At 40.4% G+C, this 13058-nt stretch carries 12 protein-coding genes; 7 read left to right on the forward strand and 5 right to left on the reverse strand.

Annotation, left to right across the window (positions count from 1 at the left end):
- Positions 1-81 precede the first annotated feature (81 nt).
- The 3 genes from gpsA to GTK47_RS01935 form a co-directional block, all read right to left on the reverse strand.
- Positions 82-1098, reverse strand: coding sequence for an NAD(P)H-dependent glycerol-3-phosphate dehydrogenase (gene gpsA / locus GTK47_RS01925; protein ID WP_088494106.1), 1017 nt, complete (start codon positions 1096-1098; stop codon positions 82-84).
- On the reverse strand, positions 1098-1568 hold the full coding sequence (gene secB / locus GTK47_RS01930; RefSeq protein WP_006534205.1) for a protein-export chaperone SecB: 471 nt from the start codon (positions 1566-1568) through the stop codon (positions 1098-1100). The genes gpsA and secB overlap by 1 nt, the downstream gene beginning before the upstream one ends.
- A 69-nt stretch (positions 1569-1637) precedes the next feature.
- Complete coding sequence (locus tag GTK47_RS01935) at positions 1638-2075, reverse strand: rhodanese-like domain-containing protein (RefSeq protein ID WP_023583406.1); 438 nt, start codon at positions 2073-2075, stop codon at positions 1638-1640.
- Positions 2076-2434: 359 nt separating this feature from the next.
- Between GTK47_RS01935 and rimO the strand changes: the two genes are divergently transcribed.
- The 4 genes from rimO to GTK47_RS01955 all read left to right on the forward strand — a co-directional run bounded on the left by rimO (position 2435) and on the right by GTK47_RS01955 (position 7546).
- Entirely contained in the window at positions 2435-3763 is a 1329-nt protein-coding gene (rimO, locus tag GTK47_RS01940) for a 30S ribosomal protein S12 methylthiotransferase RimO (protein WP_165121956.1), read from the forward strand.
- A 215-nt stretch (positions 3764-3978) separates the two neighbouring features.
- The gene (envC, locus tag GTK47_RS01945) at positions 3979-5271 is read left to right on the forward strand and encodes a murein hydrolase activator EnvC (RefSeq protein WP_165121957.1); all 1293 of its coding nucleotides are present in this window, start codon (positions 3979-3981) and stop codon (positions 5269-5271) included.
- Between the two features lie 53 nt (positions 5272-5324).
- The gene (locus GTK47_RS01950) at positions 5325-6239 is read left to right on the forward strand and encodes a divergent polysaccharide deacetylase family protein (protein ID WP_241256097.1); all 915 of its coding nucleotides are present in this window, start codon (positions 5325-5327) and stop codon (positions 6237-6239) included.
- A 96-nt stretch (positions 6240-6335) separates the two neighbouring features.
- Positions 6336-7546 (forward strand): IS3 family transposase gene (locus GTK47_RS01955; RefSeq protein WP_165121959.1). Its coding sequence is split into 2 segments (ribosomal slippage): positions 6336-6678 and positions 6678-7546, totalling 1212 coding nucleotides; the frame shifts between segments, so codons are not numbered across the junction.
- Positions 7547-7587: 41 nt separating this feature from the next.
- Here the strand turns inward: GTK47_RS01955 and tdh are convergent.
- Both tdh and GTK47_RS01965 read right to left on the reverse strand, forming a co-directional pair.
- Positions 7588-8613: an L-threonine 3-dehydrogenase gene (tdh, locus tag GTK47_RS01960; protein WP_165121960.1), complete on the reverse strand. Its 1026-nt coding sequence runs from the start codon at positions 8611-8613 to the stop codon at positions 7588-7590.
- Positions 8614-8622: 9 nt separating this feature from the next.
- Positions 8623-9822: a glycine C-acetyltransferase gene (locus tag GTK47_RS01965; protein ID WP_165121961.1), complete on the reverse strand. Its 1200-nt coding sequence runs from the start codon at positions 9820-9822 to the stop codon at positions 8623-8625.
- 270 nt (positions 9823-10092) lie between these two features.
- Here GTK47_RS01965 and rfaD point away from each other — a divergent pair, with 270 nt between their 5' ends.
- The 3 genes from rfaD to rfaC are packed head-to-tail and all read left to right on the forward strand — an operon-like array spanning position 10093 to position 13049.
- Positions 10093-11031 carry an ADP-glyceromanno-heptose 6-epimerase gene (gene rfaD / locus GTK47_RS01970; protein WP_088494111.1) on the forward strand — a complete coding sequence of 313 codons (939 nt, stop codon included), beginning with the start codon at positions 10093-10095 and terminating at the stop codon, positions 11029-11031.
- A 9-nt stretch (positions 11032-11040) separates the two neighbouring features.
- The gene (gene rfaF / locus GTK47_RS01975; protein WP_165121962.1) at positions 11041-12093 is read left to right on the forward strand and encodes an ADP-heptose--LPS heptosyltransferase RfaF; all 1053 of its coding nucleotides are present in this window, start codon (positions 11041-11043) and stop codon (positions 12091-12093) included.
- Positions 12090-13049, forward strand: coding sequence for a lipopolysaccharide heptosyltransferase RfaC (gene rfaC / locus GTK47_RS01980; RefSeq protein WP_165121963.1), 960 nt, complete (start codon positions 12090-12092; stop codon positions 13047-13049). The genes rfaF and rfaC overlap by 4 nt, the downstream gene beginning before the upstream one ends.
- Positions 13050-13058: the final 9 nt, after the last annotated feature.

Consider the following 13058-nt stretch of genomic DNA (forward strand, 5'->3'; position numbering starts at 1 on the left):
CATTCTTTTTACATTGAAGCCTAAGTAAAAACTTAGGCTTCTTATGTTTAAAACAGAAATAAATAACTATCTAAAATAGACTTAGAAAAGATTACTGTCTATCTCATCTTTCGTTGCACGGCCTAATAAAGATAATGCCGCTTCTTTAGCATCTTTATGCTGGTATAAAATTTGGTAGATCTGCTCTGTGATAGGCATTTCAACACCAACTTGCTCAGCTAATGCACGAACCTCTTTGGTATTGCGATAACCTTCAACGACCTGCCCGATTTTCTCTTGGGCAGTATCAACATCAAAGCCTTGACCTAGCATCATACCGAATCGACGATTACGAGATTGGTTATCGGTACAGGTTAAAACTAAATCACCTAACCCCGCCATTCCCATAAACGTAGCAGCATCCGCTCCTAATGCTTTACCTAAGCGGCTCATCTCGGCAAGTCCACGGGTGATCAGCGCTGTACGCGCATTCGCACCAAAACCCATACCATCAGACATACCCGCACCAATCGCAATCACGTTTTTTACCGCGCCACCTAATTGCACACCGATAAAGTCAGGGTTTTTATAAACACGGAAACTTTTGCCACAATGGAAAAGCTGTTGAAGCTCTTCAGAGAACGTATTATCCGTTGATGCCACAGAAATCGCAGTAGGCAAACCAGCGGCAAGCTCTTTAGCAAAAGTAGGGCCTGATAAAACTGCTAGCGGGATTTCATTACCTAATACTTCACGCGCTACATCTTGCAACAAGCGACCAGTATGTGCCTCAAGTCCTTTTGTCGCCCAAACAACACGTGCATCCTGACGTAAAAAGGGTTTGATCTGTTGTAATACATCACCAAAAACATGGCTTGGGATCACAACAAGAATATTACGGCTGGCTTCAATGGCTTTTTGCAAAGAAGCTTCCATGTATAAACTATCAGGAAAGGAAACATCGGGCAGAAATGCCTGATTACAGCGAGCTTGTTCTAACGCAGCAACATGCTCAGGATCATGACCCCAAAGTACGACGTCGTGACCATTGCGCGCTAAGGTAATCGCTAAAGCGGTGCCGTATGAACCGGCACCGATAACTGTCATAGAAGCGTTCATTAAGCTTCTTCAGCCCCTTCATTAGCAGCATCAGTTTGTTGCTGTTGTAAATAGTTCATAAACAACGCATCAAAGTTAACAGGCGCTAAGTTCAGTTGTGGGAAAGTACCACGGCTAACTAAGTTAGTGATACATTCACGAGCGTAAGGGAACAGAACGTTAGGGCAATATGCACCTAAGCAATGTGCCAGTTGAGTGCCTTCGATACCTTCAACGGTAAAGATACCTGCTTGTTGAACTTCACACAGGAATGCAGTTTCGTTATCCATTGTTGCGGTTACAGTAACGCGCAGAATAACTTCATAGACGTTTTCAGCTAAAGTATTAGAAGAAGTATCCAGATCTAATTTAACTTCTGGTTGCCACTCTTTTTGGAAAACTTGTGGGGCATTAGGCGCTTCAAAAGAGATATCTTTTGTATAGATACGTTGAATTTGAAAAGTCATCTCTTGGTTTTGCTGTTCTGACATAATAATCTTACCTTTTTATATCCTTATTAATTGAATAGCAGTAAGTATAGAACTCAATCTGCCCGCTCGTTACTTTTTACCTTTAGCCAGTGGTAAATTCTCACCACTCCAGCCTGAAAGACCATCTTTTAAGATAAAGACTTTTTCAAAACCGAGTTTAATTAGGCTTTCTGCAGGTTTTGCACCTTCAATACCTGATGGTGACACAACAATAACTGGCTGTGATTTATATTTCTCCAGCTCAGCAATATTATTATTTTTGATTTCAGAAGGCGTTAAATTGATAGAATCAATGATGTGTCCTTTACGGAATTCATCACGGCTACGGATATCAACACACACCGCATTCTCTTTGTTTATCAAAGAAATCGCTTCTGTACGGGAAATATTTTTCGTCTTAGAAAAAAGCCCTTTAAAGGTCAATACAATGACCGCCACCAGCAACGCTACCCAAACAAAGCTTAACAGGGTGTGCCGGTTGAAAAATTGCATTACTTCTTGCAGCATAGGATGCAATCACTCTCGTTGGTTAAAAATAGTATCAAAGAGCCAAAGTATACCTTTGTCATGGCGCAATTACAGCCTATTCCTGCTTTTCTCTTTCTATTTTTGCGGAAAGTTTCTCAACAATCATTTTTTTTATTGACGGATTTATGTACCATTAGCGCCGGTTCCGTGAAAAATGATGAATTGAAAAGGCCTTACCTTTTTACTCTACAGGAACTCTCTTCAGGCAAGCTATTAATAAATCAGCATCCCTAATAGTGGCTACTTACGTATAAAATCGCCCATATTACGTAAGATTTATACCTGTCTGAGATACAACAACTATCTGTTATTTATTTAAAAGTATTGAGAACACGAGCATGTCGCAAACAAATCAAGTGCCTAAAATTGGATTCGTTTCATTAGGTTGTCCTAAAAATTTAGTGGACTCTGAACGTATCCTAACCGAACTGCGTACAGAAGGTTATCAAGTTGTTCCTACCTATAATGATGCTGATTTAGTCATCGTCAACACCTGTGGATTTATTGACAGCGCAGTACAAGAATCGCTAGAAGCGATTGGTGAAGCACTCGATGAAAACGGTAAAGTCATTGTTACTGGCTGTTTAGGTGCAAAAGAGAACCAAATTCGTGAAGTTCACCCTAAAGTACTCGAAATCACGGGACCTCATAGTTACGAACAAGTTTTATCTCATATCCATCACTATGTGCCAAAACCTGATCACAACCCGTTTCTCAGCCTTGTTCCTGAACAGGGTGTAAAATTAACGCCTCGTCATTACGCGTATTTAAAGATCTCTGAAGGTTGTAATCACCGTTGTACTTTCTGCATCATCCCATCAATGCGAGGCGATTTAGACAGTCGTCCAATTGGTGAAGTCTTAGGTGAAGCTAAAAGATTAGTTAATGCAGGAGTAAAAGAGTTACTTGTTATCTCTCAAGATACTTCTGCTTATGGTGTTGATACTAAACATCAAACGGGTTTTTGGGATGGAATACCTGTTAAAACCAGTATGGTCAGTTTATGTGAGCAACTGGCAAAACTAGGTATTTGGGTTCGCTTACATTATGTTTATCCATATCCACATGTTGATGATGTCATTCCTTTAATGGCAGAAGGTAAAATTCTACCTTATTTAGATATTCCACTTCAGCATGCCAGCCCTAAAATTTTAAAATTGATGAAACGCCCTGGTGCGGTTGAACGTACATTAGAGCGAGTAAAACGCTGGCGTGAAATTTGCCCTGAGTTAACCTTACGTTCTACCTTTATTGTTGGTTTCCCAGGTGAAACAGAAGAAGATTTCCAAATGCTATTGGATTTCCTCCGCGAAGCACGTCTTGATCGCGTTGGTTGCTTTAAATACAGCCCTGTTGATGGTGCGAAAGCAAATGAATTAGCCGATCAAGTACCTGAAGAAGTGAAAGAAGAACGTTATCATCGCTTTATGCAATTACAGCAACAAATTTCGACTGAACGCCTACAAGAGAAAATCGGCAAAGTGTTGCTTGTTATGATTGATGAAGTGGATGAGGAAGGTGCAATTGGTCGTAGTATGGCCGATGCGCCTGAGATTGATGGTGCTGTTTACCTCAATGAGCAATTTGATGTAGAACCGGGACAAATCGTTCGTGTTCTTATTGAACATGCAGACGAATATGATCTTTGGGGTACTATCGTCGAATAATCTCTCTCGTGGGCAGCGTGATATTCTATTGCGCTGTCACACAGGATCCCTCTTTTTTCCTCTCTCCTATGATTATTGCTTTATAATCTCTTATTAATTGAATAGATTACCTGTTAGGTATTATCTGAAATTTCGGCTTTATTTCGTGTTAGCTGGTCAGTTGTTTGGTGGCATGGAATAATCTTACAAACTGTTATGAAAGGTACGTTGGTCAGATGGCAAAGAAAATGGATCTTCAAAAAAAAACACATCCGTCTTATCGTGTATTTTCTTTACCGTTAATCACGTTGCTTATTAGCACCTCTCTTTTTTCTGCCCCTCCTGTTTTTGCTAACACATTAACGGATAACCGCAATCAGCTAAAAGATCTACAAACCACGATTGCAGAAAAAGAAAAACAGGTTCAAGAACAACAAAAACAACGCACGGCCCTTCTTAGTCAATTAAAAACACAAGAAACTCAAATTTCTAGTGCAGGTCGAGCTGTGCATGAAACCCAAAATCGCCTACAAACATTGGGTAAAGAGATAAAAACCATTACCTCAAATATTGCTCGCTTACAAAAACAGTATCAATCACAGCAAGAGTTATTAGCGCGTCAAATGGATGCTGCGTATCGCCAAGGTAAACACCAAGGTATTGAGCTCTTATTTCGTGGCGAAGAAGGTCAGCGTGAAGAGCGTATCTTAGCGTATTACAGCTATATTAATGATGCTCGCAAAGAAACAATGGCGGAGCTTGCTCAAACATCAAAAGAGCTAGAAGCAGAAAAAGCAACGCAGCAAGCAAAACAGAATGAGCAAAAGCAGGTTCTCACTAAACAACAGCAAGAAAAACAAAAACTCGATAATGCATTAGCTGCTCGACAAAAAACGCTAACCCAACTTGAATCAACTTTAAAAGCAGATCAGAAAAACTTAGCCACCATGCGAGCTAATGAAGCTCAATTAAGAAATAAAATTGCTCAAGCTGAACGAGAAGCCAAAGCACGAGCAGAACGTGAAGCCCGAGAAGCCGCACGGATTGTAGCCAAACAACGAGAAGCCCAACAGCGTGGTTCAACCTATAAACCAACAGCTGAAGAGCAATCATTAATGTCACGTACTGGTGGTTTAGGTAAACCTGCGGGACAAGCTATTTGGCCTATCAAGGGCTCTTTATTACACCGTTTTGGTGAGTCTATTTCTGGCTCTGGCGAATTACGCTGGAAAGGAATTGTGATACCAGCAGCACAAGGTACGGAAGTAAAAGCCATTGCTGATGGACGTGTATTATTAGCAGATTGGCTTCAAGGTTATGGTTTGGTCGTCGTGGTTGAACATGGTAAAGGTGATATGAGCCTTTATGGTTACAACCAAAGTGCTTTAGTGAATGTTGGCCAACAGGTTAAAGCAGGCCAATCTATTGCTTTAGTTGGTAACAGTGGTGGACAAGAGCGTTCTGCACTCTATTTTGAAATTAGACGTCAAGGAAAAGCAGTGAACCCTGTTCCTTGGCTTGGGAGGTAGGTTTGAAATTACTTGGCACATTACAACGCAAGCACTCTTTTTTACTTAGTTTAATGTTGCTAAGTCTGGTTGTGAGCACTCCTGCATTTGCAGCCAAATTAGCCATTGTGATTGATGATTTTGGTTATCGTAAAAAAGAAGATAACCAAATTTTACAGCTTCCTACTGCAGTTTCTATCGCTATTTTGCCTGACTCACCTCATGGCAAGGAAGTAGCAACTAAAGCCCATGCACAAGGGCGTGAAATTCTGATCCATATGCCAATGGCACCAATTAGTAAACAACCTCTAGAGCGCGATACCCTAAAGCCCTCTATGGATCAGAACGAAATTAATCGTATTATTCAACATGCTATTAGTAATGTTCCTTACGCTGTCGGTATGAATAACCATATGGGTAGTGCAATGACATCAGATAGACAAGCAATGGATAGGGTTATTAAAGCGCTTAATCACTCTAATCTCTATTTTTTAGATAGTGTGACCATCGGTAATACACAAGCTGCTATTGCAGCGAAAGCCGCAGGAGTTCCATCTTTGCGTCGCCATATTTTTCTCGATAACGTACAAACAGAAGCTGAGACTCGCCAACAACTTGCCCGCGCTATTGCTTTAGCGCGGAAAAATGGCTCCGCCATTGCTATCGGACATCCTCATCCCTCGACTGTTAGAGCATTACAGCAACAATTACCTTTACTACCTGCTGATATTCAACTTGTGGCACCAAGCACTCTATTAAAACCACAAACAGAAAAACCTATACAACCAGAACCGCCAAAAGTTGTACCACCAACAGAACAACCCAAAGAGCCAAAACCTGCGTCTTGGTTAAAACCAGCGCAAGAAGCCATTATTTCGATGAAAAAAAGTACGCTAATTAATACATTATCCAGCGGATTTAGCTCATCAGAAAAAAAGAAATTACCTGACACACCTGATCCTAATGGAATTGGTGAAGTTGAAAAATAATGCAATAAAAAAGAGCCTTTAAAGGCTCTTTTTTTGCTTAATATGACCCATCCTAAATAAGGTTGACACTTTTCCAATCTGAAATTGGAGAGTGTAATGAAACCAATCACTAAACGAACTCAACGCGATTATTCTCTCGCTTTTAAATTACAGCTTGTTGACCAAGTTGAAAAAGGCGAATTAACCTATAAACAAGCTCAAGATCACTATGGTATACAAGGATGCTCTACTGTTTTAGTTTGGCTTCGTAAGCATGGTAGGTTAGATTGGTCAAACGGTACCCCTGATACTTTTTATAGAGGTTCAGCTATGACCCAATCTTCTGAACAACAAACGCCGGAACAACGCATTAAGATCCTTGAAAAGGAACTTGAAGAAGCTCGGCTTAAATCCGATTTTTTCGAAGCTGTGGTTAAAGTCATGGATAGAGACTTTGGAGTTCGTTTGTCAAAAAAGCGCAAAGCCGAGTTATTAAAGAAAAAACGGTTAAAAACCTCACCGTAACAATTGCTTGTCGTTTTATGCAGATCAGCCGACAGGCTTATTACAAGAGACTGGATAGAACTGAGGAACGAAAGAAAGCCGATTCAGCCATTATTGACGTTGTTAAATCTGAACGAGTCTTACAACCTCGACTGGGTGGGCATAAATTACATTTTATTTTAAAACAAAAACAGATGGTTATTGGTCGTGATCGACTATTTTCTTTATTGAAAGAACATCAGTTACTGGTGCCTAATAAACGGGCTTATCATCGAACAACCTTAAGCCATCATCGTTTTCATCGGCATCCAAATTTAATTAAGTCAGGGTTTATCCCCACACAACCAGAACAGCTTTGGGTGGCAGATATTACCTATTTATCGACGCATGAAGGTGATACTTATTTGAGTTTAATTACGGATGCATATTCACGAAAAATCGTGGGATATCATTTAGATGACAATATGAAAACAAGTTCAGTGAAGAAATCATTGGTTCAGGCGTTAAAAAAACGGACTTCGACAACTTCGTTAATCCATCATTCAGATCGAGGGATACAGTATTGTTCTTCGGAATATCAGGAGATACATAAAGAGCATAATATTCAATGTTCTATGACTGATGGGTATGATTGTTATCAAAATGCCTTAGCGGAGCGAATTAATGGAATATTAAAAATGGAGTATCTACTGATAAAACCGAGTAATTTGGAACAAGCGAGAAAATTAGTAGAAGAATCAATTCAACTCTATAATGAAAAACGACCACACTTATCGTTAAACTATAAAACGCCCGATGAAGTACATCGAGCGTTTTATGCCTGAAAAGTTGTCAACCTATATCAGGACTAGTCAATAATCACTCATTACTGCCAATCTAAAATCACTTTACCTGATTGACCTGAACGCATGATATCAAAACCTTTTTGGAATTCATCGATTGGAAATTGATGAGTAATAATTGGAGAGAGATCAAGGCCTGACTGAATAAGTGCAGCCATTTTATACCATGTTTCAAACATCTCTCGACCGTAGATACCCTTAATAAACAAACCTTTAAAGATAACTTGTCCCCAATCAATTGCCATATCAGAAGGCGGAATACCCAATAGTGCAATACGACCGCCATGATTCATGGTATTAAGCATGGTACGAAACGCAGGTGGCGCACCCGACATTTCTAGTCCCACATCAAAACCTTCGGTCATCCCCAATTCTTTCATAACATCCATTAGGTTTTCTTTGCTGACATTCACGGCTCTGGTAACACCCATTTTTTTCGCAAGATCAAGGCGATATTCATTAACATCAGTGATCACCACATGACGTGCCCCAACATGCTTACAAATTGCAGCCGCCATAATCCCAATAGGACCAGCTCCTGAAACCAGAACATCTTCACCCACTAAATCAAAAGATAATGCGGTATGCACTGCATTACCAAAGGGATCAAAAATAGCGGCTAACTCATCAGGAATATTGTCAGGGATTTTAAACGCATTAAAGGCAGGGATAACCAAATATTCAGCAAAACAGCCTGGGCGATTTACACCCACACCAATGGTATTGCGACATAAATGAGTACGACCACCGCGACAGTTACGACAATGACCGCAAGTGATATGCCCTTCACCAGAGACACGATCACCAATATTAAAACCTTTAACTTCCTGCCCTATCGCAACAATTTCGCCAATATATTCATGGCCTACAACCATAGGAACAGGAATTGTTTTTTGTGACCACTCATCCCAGTTATAAATATGAACGTCAGTGCCACAAATTGCTGTTTTACGAATTTTGATCATCACATCGTTATGACCAAGTTCAGGTACTGGAACATCGGTTATCCAAATACCTTCTTCTGCTTTTAATTTTGACAATGCTTTCATAGAGTAACCTTATGCAATCACATTAAGTTCTTTGCCAATTTTGATAAATGCCGCCACTGCACACTCAATTTGTTCAGTAGTGTGTGCTGCCGACATTTGTGTACGAATACGTGCTTGTCCTTGAGGTACAACAGGATAGAAGAATCCCGTGACATAAATTCCCTCATCAAGTAAGCGTGTTGCGAACTCTTGCGCTAATTTAGCCTCTCCTAACATAACGGGAATAATGGCATGATCTGCGCCAGCTAATGTAAAACCAGCGGCACTCATTTTTTCACGGAAAAGCGAGGCGTTGCGCCATAAACGGGCACGAATTTCATCCCCTGATTTCAACATATCTAAAACAGCAATAGAGGCTGAAACAATCGCAGGGGCTAATGAATTAGAGAATAAATAAGGACGAGAACGCTGACGTAACCACTCAACGACTTCTTTACGTGCTGCAGTATATCCACCAGAAGCACCACCTAACGCCTTACCTAAAGTGCCTGTGATAATGTCCACTCTGCCCATCACATCACAATACTCATGAGTTCCGCGACCTTGTGCACCCACAAAACCTACAGCATGAGAATCATCGACCATAACAAGAGCACCAAATTCATCGGCTAAATCACAGATAGATTTTAGATCTGCAATCACGCCATCCATTGAAAATACACCATCTGTCGCGATCATAATGTGGCGAGCATTATCTGCTTTGGCTTTTTCAAGTTGAACGCGCAGCTCTGCCATATCGTTATTGGCATAGCGATAACGTTTTGCTTTACATAAACGCACACCATCAATAATAGACGCATGGTTTAAAGCATCAGAAATAATCGCATCTTCAGGGCCCATTAGTGTTTCAAATAATCCACCATTTGCATCAAAGCAAGATGAATACAGAATGGCATCTTCCATACCTAAAAATTCAGCGATTTTATTTTCTAATGTTTTATGTGAATCTTGTGTACCACAAATAAAACGCACAGAAGCCATACCAAATCCGTGACTATCCATACCTGCTTTTGCGGCTTCAATTAATTTTGGATGATTAGCGAGGCCTAAATAGTTATTAGCACAGAAGTTAATAACATGGCTTCCATCAGCAACTGCGATATCTGCGCTTTGTGAAGAAGTGATGATGCGCTCATTTTTAAAGAGGCCATCTTGACGAGTTTGTTCTAGTTGTTGATTAATTTGTTGGTAAAACGTGGGAGTAGACATACTTTCTCCTAAGACAGCAATTCGAAAAGAGACAACTTAAATGGTTTGACTATAATATAGCCAGTATTGTTTCTTATTCTATGCCTTTGTTCTATCAAAAACGACAAATGTAAATAAATAATGTTATTTGTGTAATTAAGATCACTAATACGTTCTGCTTTTTTCGAGAATTTCAGCCTGTTGTTCCACGATGAATGCTACCGTTAAAGCTGTTCAGTGTTATTATAGACCTAGAGCTAATTTTTAGATTTTATATGAAGGGGTAGCCACATGATTATCGTCACTGGCGGTGCAGGTTTTATCGGCAGCAATATTGTTAAAGCATTAAATGATGAAGGTTATACTGATATCTTAGTTGTTGATAACCTAAAAGATGGCACCAAATTTGTGAATTTGGTTGATCTCAATATCACTGATTACATGGATAAAGAAGATTTTATTGCAAGCGTTGTTGCTGGTGATGATTTTGGTGATATTGATGCGGTTTTCCATGAAGGTGCTTGCTCTTCCACGACTGAGTGGGATGGCAAATATATGATGGATAACAACTATCAATATTCTAAAGAGCTACTTCATTTTTGTCTTGAACGCCAAATTCCTTTCTTATATGCCTCTTCTGCTGCAACTTATGGTGGTCGTACAGATAACTTTATCGAAGATAGAAAATATGAAGCGCCTTTAAATGTCTATGGCTATTCAAAATTCTTATTCGATGAATATGTACGCCAAATTTTACCTGAAGCAGATTCAATGATTTGTGGCTTCCGTTATTTTAATGTTTATGGCCCTCGTGAAGGACATAAAGGTGGCATGGCGAGTGTTGCATTCCATTTAAATAACCAAGTAAATGCGGGTCAAAATCCAAAATTATTTGAGGGTAGCGAAACCTTCCAACGCGACTTTATTTACGTTGGAGATGTGGCTGCGGTTAATTTATGGTTCTGGCGCAATAATGTATCCGGTATTTTTAACTGTGGTACAGGTCGTGCTGAATCATTCCAAGCTGTTGCAGATGCCGTTATTGCTCATCACAAAGATAAAGATCTCTCTATCGAACATATTGAGTTTCCAGAGAAATTGAAAGGTCGTTACCAAGCATTTACTCAAGCTGATCTAACAAATTTACGTAAAGCGGGTTATACCGCACCTTTTAAAACAGTTGCTGAAGGCGTAGAGCTTTATATGCAATGGTTAAATCAAGGTAAGTAATCGCTGTTTATGAAAATCTTTGTGGTAGGGCCTTCATGGGTCGGGGACATGATGATGTCCCAAAGTCTTTATCGTACATTGAAAGCATTACATCCTGCGGCAACGATTGATGTGATGGCACCTGCGTGGTGCCGTCCATTATTAGAAAAGATGCCAGAAGTTGATAATGCAATCCCGATGCCGTTAGGCCATGGGGCTTTAGCCATTGGTGAACGTCGCCGTTTAGGAAAACAATTAAAAGAGAATGGTTACACGCACGCTTATGTATTACCTAACTCGTTAAAATCTGCCTTAGTCCCTTTCTTTGCAGATATTCCTAAGCGCACAGGTTGGCGTGGAGAGATGCGTTATGGGCTATTAAATGATTTGCGACCTTTAGATAAAGAAGCATTTCCTTTGATGGTTGAACGCTATGTTGCACTAGCTTATGACAAGCAAAAAGTCCAAAAAGCGACTGATTTACCACAACCTTTGTTATGGCCGAAGTTATCAGTTACCGAAAATGATATTGCTACCACATTAAGTCAATTTTCATTATCGACTCAACGCCCTGCAATTGGTTTTTGCCCCGGAGCTGAATTCGGTCCTGCAAAACGTTGGCCTCATTATCATTATGCTGCTTTAGCGCAGAAACTTATTACAGAGCAAGGTTATCAGATCTTCTTGTTTGGCTCTCAAAAAGATAAAGAAGCAGGCGAAGAAATAAAACAAGCTTTAACACCTGATGCCCGAGAAGCGTGTTTTAATCTTGCTGGCGAAACCAGTCTTGAACAAGCCGTTAATTTGATTGCATCTTGTAAGGCTGTTGTCAGTAATGACTCGGGTTTAATGCATGTTGCCGCCGCGTTAGAGCGTCCTTTAGTGGCACTTTATGGCCCAAGTAGCCCTGATTTTACACCACCGTTATCTCATAAAGCGCGCGTGATCCGTTTAATTACTGGTTATCACAAAGTGCGTAAAGGGGATGCTGAACAAGGCTATCACCAAAGCTTAATCGATATTCAGCCAGAGAAGGTTTTTGCCGAATTAGCTAATTTACTGTCAACGGAGCCATCAGCGTGAAGCGGGTATTAATTGTTAAAACCTCCTCCATGGGTGATGTCTTACATACGTTGCCAGCATTAACTGATGCAATAAATGCTTATCCTGATATTCGTTTTGATTGGGTCGTCGAAGAAGGTTTTGCACAGATCCCGAGCTGGCATCAAGCCGTTGATACAGTTATTCCTGTAGCAATACGCCGTTGGCGAAAAAACTGGTTTAGTGCTCCTATTCGTGCTGAACGCGCACAATTTCGTCGTGCTATTCAATCTCATCATTATGATGCGGTTATTGATGCACAAGGTTTACTGAAAAGTGCATTCTTAGTGACTCGATACGCCAAAGGCATTAAACATGGTTATTCTCGCCAATGCGCTCGAGAGCCTTTAGCGAGTTTCTTTTACGATATTCGCCACAATGTCAGTAAAGAGATGCACGCCGTTGAGCGGATTCGTCAACTGTTTGCTTTAAGCTTAAATTATCCTATTCCACAGTCTCAGGGTGATTATGGAATTGCACAGCATTTTCTCTCACTTCCCGCCTTTGATGAGCGCCCTTATTTAGTCTTTTTACACGCAACTACGCGTGATGAGAAACATTGGCCTGAATCTCATTGGCGAGAATTAATTGCACTGCTTGCTGATTCTGGAATACGCATTAAATTACCTTGGGGTGCCGAGCATGAGCATCAACGTGCAATACGTCTAGCAAAAGATTTTGACTACGTTGATGTGTTACCGAAGATGTCATTAGCCCAAGTGGCTCAGGTTATTGCTGGTGCGAAAAGCGTCGTTTCTGTGGATACGGGATTAAGCCATTTAACGGCAGCATTAGATAAACCCAATATCACCTTATTTGGCCCTACCGATCCCGGCTTAATTGGCGGTTACGGTAAAGCCCAAACCTCTGTAAAAGCAGAAGGTGGGGATATTGGGGAGATAAGTGCACAACAAGTTATCAATATTCTCGATATTTAGTCTTATAAG

This window comes from Proteus sp. ZN5 (assembly GCF_011046025.1).
Taxonomy (GTDB): Bacteria; Pseudomonadota; Gammaproteobacteria; order Enterobacterales; family Enterobacteriaceae; genus Proteus.